Origin of the sequence: Pseudomonas salomonii, from assembly GCF_900107155.1 — a bacterium.
GTDB lineage: Bacteria > Pseudomonadota > Gammaproteobacteria > Pseudomonadales > Pseudomonadaceae > Aquipseudomonas > Aquipseudomonas salomonii.
The window spans coordinates 100,954-116,696 of sequence record NZ_FNOX01000008.1; the positions used below are offsets into that span (position 1 = coordinate 100,954).

Sequence of the window (15,743 nt, forward strand, 5' to 3'; positions counted from 1 at the left end):
TCACTGGTTCGTGATGACAAAACGGCACGCTTGCGTGCCGTTTTTCAGGAGCAGAACGGATGGCTGGTCCGTTTAAGGGACGTTACTGATGGGATGGTGGGATATTGACGACGCCGTAGCCAGCGCCCGATCGCAGATCCCTGATTGTCATATCCCAGGTCGAACCCGTGGAAGTCAGGTGATACACATGATTTTGCTTTAGATAAAGTACGGTATCAGGCGCGTGGCCATTAATGTTCGTCGTAGTGAGTTCTCCGTACTGACAGTCTTGGGTAACGATCAAAACCGTTGCACCAGGGCGGTCGTTTGGAAGAACCCTATAGCGTCCCATCATGTTGGCCAGTAGAGCAATTACAGTCACATCATTCGCCCCGGCGAGGTCACTGGGAATGTCGCCTTGGCTGCCATATATCAAAGTCATTTTGATCATCCTTAATTGAGTGTGCAATTATTCAGACGTTGGTAGGGTTGGCTAGAAAATCACGGCCTGAATGCACTGAATGTAAGGCTGGGCGAATAGGTTTTATACTGTGAAAATTGACAGTTTTCATACTGTTTGATAAGTAGAGCAGTTGTTTTTATTTCCTAAAAATTCTCGAGTGGGTTCAACTCGCCTGCGGCTGAACCTGTAACTGCCCATCCACATCCTTGACCAACCCACTGGCCAAAAACAGCGGCGCCACACGCTTGTGCAACTGCGGCTCGACAAACTCTTTCACCGTCTCCAGCACCAACACACCACTGAGCGGCAGCTCGGCCTTGGTGTAGGACAACCACGCTTTCTTCAACACCATCAACACATCACTGCCCGCCGTTGAGGCGAAGCGGCGGTGCGTAGGTTTGCCGTCAAAGCTGAAGGTGTGCTGGAACGCGTAGCCGGTTTCGTCGCCGTTGGCGGCGGTGCAGCGCACGCAGGTGCACGGGCCATCGCCGAACGCGCTGCGCAGGTAAGCGTTGAAGTCCACCACGGGCTTGAGTGACAGGCGCTTATCGACCTCGAACAGATCCCCAGTCATTTTATCGTCAGTGTTCAACGGCTATTTCCTCGCAGGTTGGCAGGTGTATTTCAAAGCGCGGCACAATAACAGCCATAGGGCATTTTGGGGATGATTAGCATAACAATAGATCCCGATATTCTTTTCCAGTCTTAAAATTCGTCGCTAGGCTCTATCACCTTCTCGAAAACGCGGCAGATTCCCATGACTTTCAAGCGTTCCTCCCTGACCCTGTTGGCCGCGTCCCTGGCGGCCGCGAGCGCCTTGCTCAGCCCCGGCGCCCACGCCGAAGGCAAGATCAGCATTGCCCAGCAATTCGGTATCGGCTACCTGATCCTCGACGTAGTGCGCGACCAGCACCTGATCGAAAAACATGGCAAGGAGCAGGGCCTGGATATCCAGGTGGAATGGAACAGCATTTCCGGCGCCACCGCCATGAATGAATCACTGCTGGCCGGCGCCCTGGACGTGGTTTCGGCCGGTGTGCCGCCGATGCTCACCCTGTGGGACCGCACCAAGGGCAAGCAGAACGTCAAGGCCATCGCTTCCCTGGGTTCGATGCCCAATTACTTGCTGACCAATAATCCTAACGTGAAGACCTTGCAGGACTTCACCGACAAAGACCGCATCGCGGTGCCGGCCGCTGGCGTGGGTTTCCAGTCGCGTACTTTACAGATCGAGACCGCCAAGCTGTTTGGCGATGCCAATTTCAAGAAGTTTGATGATATCTCGATCAGCCTGGCCCACCCGGATGCCACGGCGGCGTTGATTGCCGGTGGTTCGGAGATTAATTCACACTTCTCCAGCCCGCCGTTTCAGTATCAGGAGTTGTTGAGCCCCAAGGTGCACAAGGTGCTCAGTTCCTACGACATTCTTGGCGGGCAGGCGTCGTTCAACGTGCTCTATACCACGCAGAAATTTCACGATGACAACCCCAAGACCTACAAGGCGTTTTATGACGCGCTGGCGGAGGCCGAGAAGATCATCAAGGCCGATAAACCTGCGGCCGCCAAGACGTATATCCGCGTAGAGGAGTCCAAGCTGCCGTTGGATCTGGTGGAGAAAATCGTCCAGGACCCGGAAATCGACTTCACCATCGTGCCGCAGCGTACGTTTATCTATGCGCAGAAGTTGCAGGAATTGGGCGTGCTGAAGAACAAGGCGGCGAGCTGGAAGGATTACTTCTTTGAAGAGGCCCATGGTGGAGATGGCAGCTAAGCGCCTTTTTTGAAGTGAAATACAGTCAAAGTGTGGGAGCGGGCTTGCTCGCGAATGCGGTGTGTCAGTCGCCAGATTCATTGGCTGGTTCACCGTATTCGCGAGCAAGCCCGCTCCCACAATTGGATCTCCTATATCTGTTATGTCAGCGGAAGAATTCGCCGGGCGTAGACTCAAACTGCTGCCGAAACGCATTGATAAACGCCGACGTCGACTCATACCCACACCCCAGCGCCACATCCGTCACCCGTTCGCCTTGCTCCAGCGCGGGCAGGGCGCTCAGCAAGCGCAGGCGCTGACGCCAGGCGCGAAAGGTCAGCCCGGTGTCACTCAAAAACAACCGGCTCAGGGTCTTTTCACTGACCCCAAGCTTCTGGCTCCAGTCACCCAAGGTGGTCTGCTGCTCCGGGTGCAGGTTCAGGCTGCGGTAAATCTGCCGCAGCCGCGGGTCATGGGGCAACGGCAGCATCAAATCCACTTGGGGGGCGGCCGCAAGCTGGTCGAGCACCACCTGAGCCAGCCGCCCGTCTGGCCCATCCTCGGCATATTCCACCGGCAACTCGCTGAAACTGCGGATCAACTCGCGCAACAAACTGCTCACCTCCAGCACCTGGCAACGCTCTGCCGCCCAGGCGGTGACGCTGCAATCGAGGTACAGGCTGCGCATTTCCGTGTGCGGTGAACTGAATACCCGGTGCGGCACGCCCGCCGGAATCCACACGGCACGCTGAGGCGGGGCGACGAAGCGGCCGACACTGGTCTGGATCTCCAGCACCCCCGAAATCGCATACGACAACTGCACCCACGGGTGGCTGTGCCGACGGGTCAGCGCGCGGTTGGGCAGTGATTCGGTGCGCCCATACACCGGGCGCGGCAGGCTGGAAAGCCCGGGGACAGTGCGCCGAACCGTCTTGTCATGTCCTTTAGGCGGCATTTACTGGCTCATTGGCGTTAGTCGGTAACAAGCCGTTAAGTTAGAGTCGCAGCGATGCTCTTGGCAACCCCTGGAAGATTTGCTTATGACCCGCCCGCGATTTCTACCTGACAACTTCACCCTGACCCTGATCGCCACGGTGATCCTCGCCTCACTGCTGCCCGCCAGCGGCCAGACCGCCGTGGCCTTCGGCTGGGTGACTAACCTGGCCATCGCGCTGCTGTTTTTCCTGCACGGCGCCAAGCTGTCGCGCCAGGCCATCGTCGCCGGTGCCGGGCACTGGCGCCTGCATTTGCTGGTGTTCAGCCTGACCTTTGTGCTGTTCCCGTTGCTGGGCCTGGCGCTCAAGCCGCTGCTGTCGCCGCTGATCGGCAATGACCTGTACATGGGCATGCTGTATCTGTGCGCGCTGCCGGCCACGGTGCAATCGGCGATTGCCTTCACCTCGCTGGCGCGCGGCAACATCCCGGCAGCCATCTGCAGCGCGGCGGCTTCCAGCCTGTTCGGCATCTTCCTGACGCCGTTGCTGGTGACCTTGCTGCTTAACGTACACGGCGATGGCGGCTCGACGGTCGACGCGATCCTGAAAATCAGCGTGCAACTGTTGCTGCCTTTCGTGGCGGGCCAAATTGCCCGGCGCTGGATTGGCGAGTGGGTGGGCCGTAACAAGTCCTGGCTGAAGTTCGTCGATCAAGGCTCGATTCTGCTGGTGGTGTATGGCGCGTTCAGCGAAGCGGTCAACGAAGGCATCTGGCACCAGATCCCGCTGTGGGAGCTGGGCGGTCTGGTCGTCGCCTGCTGCGTGTTGCTGGCCTTGGTGCTGGTGGCGTCCACCGTGCTGGGCAAGGCGTTTGGCTTCAGCCAGGAAGACCGCATCACCATCCTGTTCTGCGGCTCGAAGAAAAGCCTGGCCACCGGCGTGCCGATGGCCCAGGTGCTGTTCGCCGGGGCGACCATGGGCGTGCTGATTTTGCCGTTGATGCTGTTTCACCAGATCCAGTTGATGGTCTGTGCGGCGTTGGCGCAGCGCTACGCCAAGCGCCCGGAAAGCATCCCCGAGATGATGGGCCAGGTCGATCCGTGATCCAGCGCACACCTTGGCGCGATTGACCTCAAGTTAACGCCCGAGCGGACGACTTCCTTATTGAGAGCCCAATAAGGAGTGTCGGCATGAACGTTAAAGGTATTTCGCTGTTTACCGGCCTGTTTTGCCTATGGGCGGGCGCCTGTGGTGCCGCGCAGACCATCGGGCAGGGCACCATTCAGTTTCGCGGCGCCATCGTCGAACCTGGCTGTGCGACAAATGCGCGCAGTGGCGCGGTGATGGAGTTGACCGGGTGCGCCAGTTCCAATCGCGGCAGCCGCTTCGAGGTGCGCAATATGGCGCCAGTGGCCAGCGTCAACGCCGCCCATGTAAAGCTGGTGGCAGACAGCGGCGACGGGCGTTATTACAACCAGCGTTACCTGCTGGTGGACGCCTTTGGGAAGCCGATCCAGTCGGGGAACTACGTGATTACCATGACCTCGCCCTAAGCTTTTGGGCGACGATCCGCGTCAACAGCGGGCCAAGAAACCTATAGAATGCTCGGCGGCGGCGCTGTTCTGCGCGGCCGTTGGATCATCGCCAGAGTATCTCGCCCGCCAATGAGCATTTCAGCCGCAACGCCCCAAGCCAATTGGCAACCGGTCATCGCCTTGGCGCTAGCCGCCTTTGTGTTCAATACCACCGAATTCGTGCCCGTCGGTTTGCTCAGCGCCATCGGTGCGAGCTTCGACATGCCCATCGCCAGCGTCGGCCTGATGCTCACCATCTATGCCTGGATCGTCTCGTTGACCTCGCTGCCGGTGATGCTGCTGACGCGTAACGTCGAGCGGCGCAAATTGCTGATCGTGCTGTTCGGCCTGTTTATCGCCAGCCATATCCTCTCCAGCGTCGCCAACAGTTTTGGCCTGCTGATGGTCAGTCGCATCGGCATTGCGTTGTCCCACGCGCTGTTCTGGTCGATTACCGCGTCCCTGGCCGTGCGCCTGGCGCCGGAAGGCAAGCAGGTGCAAGCCCTTGGGTTGTTGGCTACTGGCACCTCTTTGGCGATGGTGTTGGGCATTCCCCTGGGCCGTCTGCTCGGCGAAGCCATGGGCTGGCGCACCACCTTCCTGGTGATCGCCGCGTTTGCCGCCGCCCTGGTGTTCTGGCTGGCGCGCACCTTGCCGCCGCTGCCGAGCCAGAACTCCGGCTCGCTGCGCAGCCTGCCGTTACTGTTCAAACGCCCGGCACTGGTGGCGCTGTACGTGCTCACCGCCATGACCGTCACCGCGCAATTCACCGCCTACAGCTACATCGAACCCTTCGTTGAAGGCGTGGCCGGTTTGGGCGGTGGCGCCGTGACCCTGATTTTGCTGGTGTTCGGCGGCGCGGGCATCATCGGCTCGCTGCTGTTCAGCCTGGTGCACCGTTTCAACCCGCATATTTTCGTGGTCAGCGCGGTGTTCCTGCTCGCGGCCTGCTTGACCCTGATGCTGCCCTTGAGCGGCGCCGAGTCGTACCTGGTGGTACTGAGCATTTTCTGGGGCATGGCGATCATGGGCTTCGGCCTGGCGATGCAATCGAAGGTACTGGTGCTGGCACCGGACGCCACCGACGTGGCCATGGCAATGTTCTCCGGCATCTACAACATCGGCATCGGCGGCGGCGCCCTGATGGGCAGTTGGGTCGGCAGCCACTTCGGCTTCGCCTGGATCGGCGTGGCGGGCGGGGCGTTGGCGGCCGTGGCGTTGATCGGGTATTGCCTGGCGATTCGCAAGTTTGGGACGGGTGTGGTGCGTAACTGAGGAGTAACGATTGATGATCAAACCTGCTGTTTTCGCGATGTTTGCCAGCGTGTCTGCGCTGTTGCTCAGCCCTTCGAGCGTTGCCGCCAGTTTCGACTGCGCCAAGGCTCGGGCGCCTGACGAAATCACCATCTGCAAAAATGTCAGCCTCAACGATCAGGACGTGACCATGGCGTTGCTCTACGACCTGAACAAGCACTTTATGGCCATGGGCGGGCGCGGTTCATTGATGGACGGGCAGGCCGAGTGGCTCAAGCAGCGCCATGCCTGCGGGGCAAAAGTCAGTTGCCTGAGCGCTGCTTATACGCAGCGGATCGGCATGTTGCGCGGGTTTATTGATGAGCGGGTGATGACGAAAGGGCCGTTTTGAGTCATTCCCGATGCGGCAGTTAGAGGGCGACCAACAGGTCGCCCATTTTTCTTTACAGCCCTACGCTCGCAATCTTCGCCCAATCACATCGAGTAAATCGCAACCGTCACGCAGTGGAATACTCAACAGCAACGCGAAGTCCTGCAGCACAACAGCGTCGCTGCTGAGCCCATCGCGAAGCGCCAGGTTCTCCAGAAATTGAGTGACTGCCCGTATGCGAAACACCGCGGCATCATGCAGTGCGTCCAGTGGTGCCTGAGTGTCGATAAGCAGGGTAGGGATAGTGCAATCGGGGCCTGTGATGGGCATATACCGATCTTGTGCGGTCATGGATCTTGCTCCTATATCTGAATGAGCCGTCACCTTCTGCCGCCAAGCAGAATTAGGGTGGCGGATTACGCAAGGTTGGCGGACCGGGGATATAGGACCCGGCACTTCCGAAGAAGTCCCTGCGCAACCCGCCATTGCACGAAATCACGGGCGCAAAAAAAGCGCCTGCAATCGTGTTGGGGGCGCTGTTGCGCCTATATCTGGTCGGACCGCCAAGTCCAATCGCAGCGTTTGCTGCGAGTTGAAAGGTTAACGTGCGAGGTTCTCAGGGGCAACAGGCAAATGGGCGGGATCTAAAATTTGGATCATTCGCCTGTGCGGCAATCTGCTTTTCTGTGGGAGCCTGCTCGCCACAAGCCAGCTCCCACATTTGACCGCATGCAGTTTTAGACCCTTACAGTGCAGCCAGTACCGCCTCGAGTTTCTCCTGGCCCCGCGCAAACTGGCGAATGCCTTCGGCCAGCTTCTCGGTGGCCATCGCATCTTCATTCGACGCCCAACGGAACTGCGCTTCGGTCAATGGCTGGCGCGCTTCGCCTTCTGCGCCCGGCGCCAATTTGCGTTGCAGCACGCCGTTATCGTCAGCCAGTTTTTGCAGCAGGTCAGGGCTGATGGTCAGGCGGTCGCAACCGGCCAGTTCTTCGATCTGGCTCAAGGTGCGGAAGCTGGCGCCCATCACCACGGTGTCGATTGTGTTGGCCTTGTAGTAGTTGTAGATACGCGTCACCGACTGCACGCCTGGGTCTTCGGCACCGGTGTAGTCCAGGCCGGTGTTTTTGCGGTACCAGTCGTAGATGCGGCCCACGAACGGCGAGATCAAAAACACCCCGGCATCGGCGCAGGCCTGGGCCTGGGCGAAGGAAAACAGCAGGGTGAGGTTGGTCTGGATGCCGGCTTTTTCCAGGCGCTCGGCGGTGCGGATGCCTTCCCAGGTGGAGGCCAGTTTGATCAGCACGCGGTCGCGGCCGATACCGGCCTGGTCGTACAGGGCGATCAGCTGGTTGGCCTTGGCCCACAGCGCGTCTTCGTCGAACGACAAACGTGCGTCGACTTCCGTGGAAATACGCCCCGGAATCACCTTGAGAATGCCCGCGCCCACCGACACCGCAAAGTGGTCGCAGGCCAGGTCCACATCGCCTTTGGACAGGTTCACCGCATTGCGCAGCAGCTCGGCGTATTCCGGGATGGCGGCGGCCTTGAGCAGCAGCGACGGGTTGGTGGTGGCATCCACCGGGCGCAGGCGGCTGATGGCTTCCAGGTCGCCGGTGTCGCAGACCACGGTGGTAAATTGCTTGAGTTGTTCGAGCTTGGACGTCATGAGCGGCGGTCCCCAGGAAAAGAGTGAAGGGTAGCTGTTGTACCATTTCCAGGGCGCCCTGTTTACCGTGCGTAAACCTGTCGCGGCCTTAAGGCTTCCAAATCTGCACATCCTGCGCATCCACCGCCTTGGCGTAAGGCGTGCCCGTCATCACCGCGATTTTTTTGCGAAATAGCGCCAAGCTTGGAGTTATGAAAAAGCATTCGATAAATACTCTTTCGATCTGAGCTTAGGGCACTTTTTGTAACATCCGACCAATCGGGCATAACCATAGAGTTATATGATTCTTTCATAATTGTGTGTGATTAATATAATCAAAGGCGAATTTTCCCGCGAAGACGCTTTATGACCACACGCCGCCAGATCCATTTGTCAGCCTTCCTGTTAAGCGGCCCGGTGGTGCACAGCCACGCGGTATGGCGCCACCCCGAAACCGTCGGCAATTACCTCGACCCCGAGTACTACACGCGTATCGCCAAGGTTGTGGAAGAAGGCCTGTTCGATTTCCTGTTCTTCGCCGATCGCCTGGCCGTGGGCGACCAGATGGGCGGCTCCCGTGAGTTTGCCTTGCGCTACGGCGCCCAGGACGCCACGCGCCTGGACCCGTTGCCGATCCTGTCGTACCTGATCGGCCAGACCACCCGGCTTGGGCTGGGCGCGACCCGCTCCACCACCTATTACGAACCGGCGCATATTGCCCGCGAGTTTGCCACCCTGGACCACCTGTCCAAGGGCCGCGCGGCGTGGAATATCGTCACCTCGATGAACGACAGCGAAGGGCGTTTGTTCGGCAAGGCCAAGCACCTGGAGCACGACCTGCGCTACGACCGCGCCGATGAGTTTGTCGAGGTCGCGCTGAAACTCTGGAACAGCTGGGGCAAGGACGCGCTGAAGCTCGACCGCGAAAGCGGGGTGCTTGCCGACCCGGCATTGATTACCTCGGTGCAACACCAGGGCGAGTGGTTCCGGGTCGAAGGCCCACTGAATATCCCGCGTTCGCCCCAGGGCCGGCCGGTGCTGATCCAGGCCGGTTCGTCCGGGCGTGGTCGGCGCTTTGGCGCACGGTGGGCCGAGGCGATTTTTACCATTCACCCGCACCTGGCGGCGATGCGGGCGTTTCGCGATGACGTGCGCGCCCAGGTGGTGCAACAAGGCCGCGCCGCCGACAGCTGCAAAATACTCACGGCGGTGATGCCGTTCATTGGCGGCAGCGAAGCCGAAGCCCGCGCCAAGCGCGACCAGCACAACGCTCTGGCGCGGCCGGAGTTGGGGCTGGTGACACTGGCTTCGCAATTGAATGTGGACCTGTCGCCGTTCCCGTTGTCGGCCACCCTGGCCGAGGTGGCGCAGTCGCCGCTGATCCACCCGGCGGCCGCTGAAAAGCTGCTGATGCAAGGCGCTGAGCTGACCCTGGAACAACTTGGCCGGATCTTCGCCAGCAGCGTGCGCGTGCCGCAACTGGTGGGTACCGGCGCGCAGATCGCCGACCAATTGGCCGAGCTGTTCAAGCAAGGCGGTTGCGACGGCTTTGTGATTTCGCCGGGGTACTTGCCGGGCTCGTTCACCGAATTTGTCGAGAGCGTGATTCCGCATTTGCAGCGCAAGGGCCTGTTCCGCACCGCGTACGAAGGCTCGACGCTGCGTGAGCACCTGGGGCTGGACTGAATGCGTTCTATGTGGGAGTTGGCTTGCCTGCGATAGCGGTGGGTCAGTTTGCATCGTTGTCGGCTGACACTGCGCTATCGCAGGCAAGCCAGCTCCCACATTAGGGCGGCGGTGTTTTTTATTGGGTACATCAATTTAAAGGGATATTGCGCATGGCTGCTTTCGATCACTTGACCCGTCGCCGCTTGCTCGGCATGGCAGGCATTTCCATGGCCGGCCTGGCGCTGCCCAGCCTGGGCTTTGCGGCCGACGAGCACGCCGGGCACGGCACGCCTGCGGAACCAGCAGGCACCGGCGCGTTCATCCGCCTCGACTCGCCGCGCAAGCTCAAACTGGCGGTCAACCTCAACGCTGTGTGCCTGGCACCCGTGGTGATCGCCCACGGCCAGGGATTTTTCAGCAAACACAACCTTGATGTAGAGCTGGTCAACTTCGGCAACTCCACCGAAGTGCTGCTCGAAGCCATCGCCACCGGCAAGGCGGATGCCGGCATCGGCATGGCGCTGCGTTGGCTCAAGGCGCTGGAACAAGGCTTTGACGTCAAGCTCACGGCCGGCACCCACGGCGGTTGCTTGCGCTTGCTGAGTGCCGCGAACGGTGGCGTGAATAAGCTGGAGGACCTCAAGGGCAAGGCCATCGGCGTCACCGACATGGCCAGCCCCGACCGCAATTTCTTCTCGATCCTGCTGAAAAAGCACGGCGTCGACCCGGTGCGCGATGTGGAGTGGCGCCTGTACCCGGCCGACCTGCTGGGCACCGCGCTGGAGCGTGGCGAAGTGCAGGCGGTCAGCGGCAGTGACCCGTTCATGTACCGCCTGATCAAGTCCGGCGTGGCGCGGGAGTTGTCCACCAACCTGGTGGAGGAATACGCCAACCTCAGCTGCTGCGTGGTCGGCGTCACCGGCAAGCTGGTACGTGAAGACAAGCGCGTGGTGGCGGCGCTGACCCAGGCGATTCTGGAGGCCCATGATTATTCCGTGCAGCACCCCGAAGAGGTCGCCAAGGGCTTCCAGGCCTATGCGCTCAATACTACGACAGAAGAAGTGCAGGCGATCCTGCACGATCACACCCACGGTCACCATGCGGTCGGCGCGGCATTGACGCAGGAAATCACCACCTATGTCACCGACCTGAAAACCGTCGAGGTGATCAGCAAGGGCACCGACCCGGTGGAGTTTGCCAAGGAGATCACCGCTGATGTCTTCAGTTGATGCAACCACCCTGAACCCAAGCCTGGCATTCAAGGCCGGCTGGCAGGGCGCAACGGTGGTGGCTGCCTGGGTGGCCGTGGCGCTGTTGATCAGCTATTGGCCCAATGCCGTGCGCAACTGGCCAATGACCCAGGGGCTGGCCAATGTGTGCGTGGCGGTGGCTGCGCTGTTCATCGTGTTGAGCCTGCTGGGGCGGCGTTTTTCGCGGCTCGGCCAGCGCTTGAAAAACGCCGGGCCGTGGCTGATTGCCTTGCCCGTGTTGCTGGGTATCTGGGAGCTGCTCACCGCCAAGCTGGCGCTGCTGCCGGTGCCGTTTTTTGCGCCGCCCCAGGCCTTGCTCGCGGTGTATATCGAAGACTATGCGCGCCTGGCCGACAGTCTGCTGCATTCGGCCTTGCTGCTGGGTTCGGGCGTGGCGTTGGGCGCTGCTACCGGGTTTGTCGCGGGCGTCTCCATCGGCTGGTCCACGCGCATCGGCTATTGGTTGCACCCGGTGCTGCGCATCCTCGGGCCGGTGCCGTCGACGGCATTGCTGCCACTGTGTTTTTTCCTGTTTCCCAGCAGTTGGAGCGCGAGTGTGTTCCTGATCGCGCTGGCCACCTGGTTTCCGGTCACGGTGCTGACCTGGTCCGGCGTGGCGAGTGTCGATAAAGCTTATTACGACGTGGCGCGCACCTTGGGTGCCAAGCCGGGTTTCCTGATTTTCAAAGTGGCGATTCCCGCCGCGTTGCCCCACGTGTTTGTCGGCCTGTTCATGGGTTTGGGCGCCTCGTTTTCGACCTTGGTGGTGGCCGAAATGATGGGGGTTAAATCCGGTATCGGCTGGTACTTGCAGTGGGCCCAGGGTTGGGCCGCCTACGCGAATATGTACGCGGCCCTGTTGATCATGGCGCTGGCGTGTTCGGGGTTGATCACCGGGTTGTTCCTGGTGCGTGACCGGTTGTTGGCCTGGCAGAAAGGAGCGATGAAATGGTAGCGCTGGCACAGGCAGTCCAACCCTCGTCGGGGCTGGCGCTGCGCATTGAAAACCTCAGCCATGGCTTTGCACTGGACGGGCAGCATTTGCCGGTATTGGAGCGGGTTTCCCTGGAGGTGGCGCCCGGTGAGTTCGTGGCGTTGCTCGGGCCTTCGGGCTGCGGCAAATCCACTTTGCTGCGCCTGGTGGCCGGGTTGGAACCGGCTGACTCCGGGCGTTTGCTGGCCGACGGGCACGCCATCAAAGGCCCCGACCCGAGCCGCGTGGTGGTGTTCCAGGACCCGACCCTGTACCCGTGGCGCCGCGTGTGGGACAACGTCGCACTGGGCCTGGAGGCTCAAGGCTTGCTCAAGACCCACTCGGCCAAGGTCGATCAAGCCCTGGAAAAAGTCGGCCTCGGCCCGTTCGCGCGCGCTTATCCTCGGCAACTCTCTGGCGGCATGGCCCAGCGCGTGGCGCTGGCCCGTGCGTTGGTCAACCAGCCACGGTTGCTGATCCTGGATGAACCCCTGGGCAAGCTGGACTCGCTGACGCGCATCACCCTGCAAAAGGAGCTTATCGACCTGTGGCAGCGCCAGGGTTACACGGCGCTGCTGGTGACCCACGACGTGGAAGAAGCCCTGCTGCTGGCCAACCGCGTGATCGTATTCAGCGACCGCCCGGCGAAGATCCAGGCGCAGTTGACCATCGATCGGCCGTACCCCCGGCATCGCGATGATGCCTATCTGGTGGATTTGCGCCGGCAGATTATGGGGTTGTTGGGGTTGGGGGAGAGCTGGTAGTTGTCGGTCTGATCGTTCCCACGCTCTGCGTGGGAATGCCGCTTGGGGCGCTCCGCGTCCCGCACCCCCACAGCCTGACTGCATAGTCCTTGACACCGCCAACCCCAACGCGCAAGGATCAACTCAATTTTAGAAAATTGAGTTTCAGCCATGGCGAGAATCCATAAGCCAACCGAATTCGCCGACTTGTTAAAGCAATATGGCCTGGAGGTTTTCGAGCTGGCGCGCGTCTACAAAGCGGTCGACGGCAAAGGTCGATACTTGCACTGGGATGAATTTCGTCGATATCCCGCGCCGGGCATCAATAAAGACGCTGCTTGGGCCGCGATCAAAATGTCGCGGGCCTGCGCAAGCAAGACCCTCGAACTGCGCAGCGAGTGCGGCAGCCCTTTTTTTGTGTGCACCACGGACTTCTGTGATGCGGTCGTTCACGCCGTAGAGTCGCTGACGTCCAGGTTGGGCGGGGCGGCGGCGTCGTCTCCTCAATACCGGGATAACACCCGCTACCTGGTTGACGCCTTGATGATGGAGGAAGCCATCTCCAGCGCCCAACTGGAAGGCGCCGCGACGACCCGTAAAATCGCCAAGGACATGTTGGCCAAGGAACGCCCGCCTCAAGATGATGATGAGCGGATGATCCTGAACAACTATCAACTGATGAAGCATGCCAAATACAACAAGGACGAAAGTCTGTCGCTCGGGTTGATCTGCGAGTTTCATGGCATTGCCACGGCGGGCATTGATGAGGCGCATGTTCATCCGGGGGCCATCAGGGACGAAGACGATGTGTTTGTCGGCGGTGCGGGCAATGACATTGTGCATCAGCCGCCCAAGGCCGCCTTGCTGCCAGCCAGGCTTGAAGCGCTCTGCCGGTTTGCCAATGAGCGGCATGATGGGCAGGAGGGCAGGCACTTTATCCACCCAGTGGTGAAAGCCATCATCCTGCATTTCATGCTGGGCTATGAGCATCCGTTCAGGGACGGGAACGGGCGCACCGCACGCGCTTTGTTTTATTGGTTCATGCTCAAAAGTGGTTACTGGCCGTTTGAATATATTTCTATCAGCACGCTGCTTAAAGAGGCGCCAATGCACTATGGGCGTTCCTATGTCTACACGGAAACCGACGCCTTCGACCTGACCTATTTCGTGATTTACCAACTGCGCGTCATTGAACGTGCAATGCAAGCGTTCATGACGTATTTCGAGGCCAAAAGGAAAGAAGCCACCGAGCTGATGGGCTGGCTGGATACGCTTGAATTGAAAGATGCACTCAATTATCGGCAGGGGCATTTCCTTAAAAAGGTGCTGCAATACCCAGGGCGTACCTTCACGCCCAAGGAGATCACCCATGACTATGACGTTTCGGAAAATACCGCGCGTAAGGACCTGGAGAAGTTGGTCGGCATGAAGGTGTTGTTCAAGGTCCAGGAAGGCAAAAGCTTCCTTTATCTGGCCAGGGATGACGCCGAAGCCAACCTGAAGAAACTCGCATCCAAGGCCTAGGTGCGCTTAAACCTGCTCCTGCGCCCGCAACTGCACGCTCATCTCATCACAACTGTTTGCCCAGTCGCTCAGCCACTGCGGCATGGGCGGTGACGCTTCGGCCAGCCCGAGTTCGCGCACAAAGTCGGCCGGGGGCAGGGTGCCCTTGGCGCAGCGGAACAGGCCGCGCATCACCACCACGCCCACCACTCGGCCCCGGCTGACAAAACGGTGCTCCATCAGGCTCCATTTGTGGTCCCAGCCGAGCATGCGGGTGTGTACCTCGAACACTTCAAACAGCTTCAGCTCGCGGCGGAACTTGCCCCAGGTGTCGCCCACGATGGGCATTGCCTTGTTGCGCAGGGCCACGCGAAAAGCGCCGGTACGCAGCACGAAATCCATCCGCGCAACGTCTGCCAGGGTGAAATACCGGCCATTGGTGACGTGCCGGTTGAGGTCAAGGTCCAGCGGCCACACGCGCATGCGCACCACCGTGGTGTCCAACGCCTGCACGGGCTTGCGCCAGGGGCGACGGAACAACATAAACAGCAATCGAAACCAGAGATTCATACACGTGCCAGGCAGTTGATCAGAAGCCGCACTGTACGGAGCCGGAATCGGCTAAGGTAGGTGCGCAAATGACTTATTACATGCGAAAAACGCAAACAGGCTTTTTATGCACATTACCTTGCTCCTGGCCGATGATTGTTCTGCCGCCAACGCCACCCTCGTCCTGGAAATGCTCAGCGCCGCCAATCTGTTTGCCGACAGCCCACCCTTTGAGGTGGTGGTGGTCTCCCTGGACGGCCAGCCCGTCACCACTTGGAGCGGGCAGTGCATGCAGGTGGCGTGCGCGGCGGCGCAGGTGCGCCGCACCGACCTGATCCTGATCCCCGGTTTCCTGTTTACCCTCAAGCAGGCGTTGCCCACCTTTCCTGCCTACGGCCCGTGGTTGCGCGAGCAATATGCCCAGGGCGCGGTGTTGGCATCGATGTGCACCGCAGCTTTTTTGCTGGCCGAAAGCGGCCTGTTGCAAGGCTTGCGCGCTACCACCCACTGGGCGTTTGCCGAGCTGTTCCGGCGCCGTTACCCCGACGTGACCCTGGAGGACGCGCAGATCCTGTGTGAAGAAAACCGCGTGATCACCAGCGGTGGCGCCAGCGCGGCGATGGACCTGATGCTGCACCTGATCCGCCGCTTCGGTTCACCAGAGCTTGCGCAGACCTGTGGCAAATACCTGCTGATCGACGGCGTGCGTACCGAGCAGTCGGTGTACGCCCTGTGGTCGTTGCCCAAGAACCACGGCGACGGCGAGATCCTGCGGGTGCAGCATTGGCTGGAGCAGCACTTTGCCCAGGCGTTGGTGATTGACGACGTGGCGCGGCGCTTTGGCTTTGGTGTGCGCAATTTCAAGCGGCGTTTCAAGGAGGCGACTGGCTATACGCCCGTGGTCTATGTGCAAACCCTGCGCCTGGAACGGGCCAAGCAGATGCTGGAGTCCACGCGCATGACCCTCGAAAGCATCACCTACGCGGTGGGGTATGAAGACAGTAATTCGTTTCGCCGCCTGTTCCAGCAGCGCGTGGGGATGCTGCCGGCGGCGTATCGCAAGAAATTCCTCGCCACGGCCTGA

General features: G+C 60.3%; 17 protein-coding genes. 11 read left to right on the plus strand and 6 right to left on the minus strand.

What is annotated here, in order from left to right:
- Positions 1–82 precede the first annotated feature (82 nt).
- Together BLV67_RS18835 and BLV67_RS18840 are read right to left on the minus strand one after the other, a co-directional pair.
- Positions 83–421 carry a hypothetical protein gene (locus BLV67_RS18835; RefSeq protein WP_069785873.1) on the minus strand — a complete coding sequence of 113 codons (339 nt, stop codon included), beginning with the start codon at positions 419–421 and terminating at the stop codon, positions 83–85.
- Between the two features lie 184 nt (positions 422–605).
- Entirely contained in the window at positions 606–1,034 is a 429-nt protein-coding gene (locus BLV67_RS18840; protein WP_069785872.1) for a hypothetical protein, read from the minus strand.
- 165 nt (positions 1,035–1,199) lie between these two features.
- Here BLV67_RS18840 and BLV67_RS18845 point away from each other — a divergent pair, with 165 nt between their 5' ends.
- Complete coding sequence (locus BLV67_RS18845) at positions 1,200–2,213, plus strand: ABC transporter substrate-binding protein (RefSeq protein WP_069785871.1); 1,014 nt, start codon at positions 1,200–1,202, stop codon at positions 2,211–2,213.
- 145 nt (positions 2,214–2,358) lie between these two features.
- Here BLV67_RS18845 and BLV67_RS18850 read toward each other — a convergent pair whose 3' ends face one another.
- Complete coding sequence (locus tag BLV67_RS18850; RefSeq protein ID WP_069785870.1) at positions 2,359–3,147, minus strand: AraC family transcriptional regulator; 789 nt, start codon at positions 3,145–3,147, stop codon at positions 2,359–2,361.
- Between the two features lie 85 nt (positions 3,148–3,232).
- On the opposite strand from BLV67_RS18850, the gene BLV67_RS18855 reads away from it, so the two are divergent.
- From BLV67_RS18855 to BLV67_RS18870, 4 genes are all read left to right on the plus strand, one after another.
- Positions 3,233–4,231 (plus strand): bile acid:sodium symporter family protein, encoded by a 999-nt coding sequence (locus tag BLV67_RS18855; RefSeq protein ID WP_065930231.1) that lies wholly within the window; start codon positions 3,233–3,235, stop codon positions 4,229–4,231.
- Between the two features lie 86 nt (positions 4,232–4,317).
- Positions 4,318–4,680: a hypothetical protein gene (locus tag BLV67_RS18860; RefSeq protein WP_056857921.1), complete on the plus strand. Its 363-nt coding sequence runs from the start codon at positions 4,318–4,320 to the stop codon at positions 4,678–4,680.
- Positions 4,681–4,791: 111 nt separating this feature from the next.
- Positions 4,792–5,976 (plus strand): sugar transporter, encoded by a 1,185-nt coding sequence (locus BLV67_RS18865; RefSeq protein ID WP_069785928.1) that lies wholly within the window; start codon positions 4,792–4,794, stop codon positions 5,974–5,976.
- A gap of 13 nt (positions 5,977–5,989) precedes the next feature.
- Positions 5,990–6,346 (plus strand): lysozyme inhibitor LprI family protein, encoded by a 357-nt coding sequence (locus tag BLV67_RS18870; protein WP_065930229.1) that lies wholly within the window; start codon positions 5,990–5,992, stop codon positions 6,344–6,346.
- A 60-nt stretch (positions 6,347–6,406) separates the two neighbouring features.
- Here BLV67_RS18870 and BLV67_RS18875 read toward each other — a convergent pair whose 3' ends face one another.
- Both BLV67_RS18875 and tal read right to left on the minus strand, forming a co-directional pair.
- Entirely contained in the window at positions 6,407–6,655 is a 249-nt protein-coding gene (locus BLV67_RS18875) for a hypothetical protein (RefSeq protein WP_056858072.1), read from the minus strand.
- 415 nt (positions 6,656–7,070) lie between these two features.
- Positions 7,071–7,994, minus strand: coding sequence for a transaldolase (gene tal, locus BLV67_RS18880; protein ID WP_069785869.1), 924 nt, complete (start codon positions 7,992–7,994; stop codon positions 7,071–7,073).
- Positions 7,995–8,339: 345 nt separating this feature from the next.
- Here tal and BLV67_RS18885 point away from each other — a divergent pair, with 345 nt between their 5' ends.
- The 5 genes from BLV67_RS18885 (at position 8,340) to BLV67_RS18905 (ending at position 14,131) form a co-directional block, all read left to right on the plus strand.
- Positions 8,340–9,659 carry an LLM class flavin-dependent oxidoreductase gene (locus BLV67_RS18885; RefSeq protein WP_069785868.1) on the plus strand — a complete coding sequence of 440 codons (1,320 nt, stop codon included), beginning with the start codon at positions 8,340–8,342 and terminating at the stop codon, positions 9,657–9,659.
- 152 nt (positions 9,660–9,811) lie between these two features.
- Positions 9,812–10,870 carry an ABC transporter substrate-binding protein gene (locus BLV67_RS18890; protein WP_065930227.1) on the plus strand — a complete coding sequence of 353 codons (1,059 nt, stop codon included), beginning with the start codon at positions 9,812–9,814 and terminating at the stop codon, positions 10,868–10,870.
- Positions 10,857–11,846: an ABC transporter permease gene (locus BLV67_RS18895; RefSeq protein ID WP_083269292.1), complete on the plus strand. Its 990-nt coding sequence runs from the start codon at positions 10,857–10,859 to the stop codon at positions 11,844–11,846. Before BLV67_RS18890 ends, BLV67_RS18895 begins: the two co-directional genes overlap by 14 nt.
- Positions 11,840–12,628 (plus strand): ABC transporter ATP-binding protein, encoded by a 789-nt coding sequence (locus BLV67_RS18900; RefSeq protein ID WP_069785867.1) that lies wholly within the window; start codon positions 11,840–11,842, stop codon positions 12,626–12,628. Before BLV67_RS18895 ends, BLV67_RS18900 begins: the two co-directional genes overlap by 7 nt.
- A 150-nt stretch (positions 12,629–12,778) precedes the next feature.
- The gene (locus tag BLV67_RS18905) at positions 12,779–14,131 is read left to right on the plus strand and encodes a Fic family protein (protein ID WP_069785866.1); all 1,353 of its coding nucleotides are present in this window, start codon (positions 12,779–12,781) and stop codon (positions 14,129–14,131) included.
- Between the two features lie 6 nt (positions 14,132–14,137).
- Here the strand turns inward: BLV67_RS18905 and BLV67_RS18910 are convergent, their stop codons facing one another.
- Positions 14,138–14,680 carry an acyl-CoA thioesterase gene (locus tag BLV67_RS18910; RefSeq protein ID WP_069785865.1) on the minus strand — a complete coding sequence of 181 codons (543 nt, stop codon included), beginning with the start codon at positions 14,678–14,680 and terminating at the stop codon, positions 14,138–14,140.
- Between the two features lie 106 nt (positions 14,681–14,786).
- Between BLV67_RS18910 and BLV67_RS18915 the strand changes: the two genes are divergently transcribed.
- Complete coding sequence (locus BLV67_RS18915) at positions 14,787–15,743, plus strand: GlxA family transcriptional regulator (RefSeq protein WP_069785864.1); 957 nt, start codon at positions 14,787–14,789, stop codon at positions 15,741–15,743.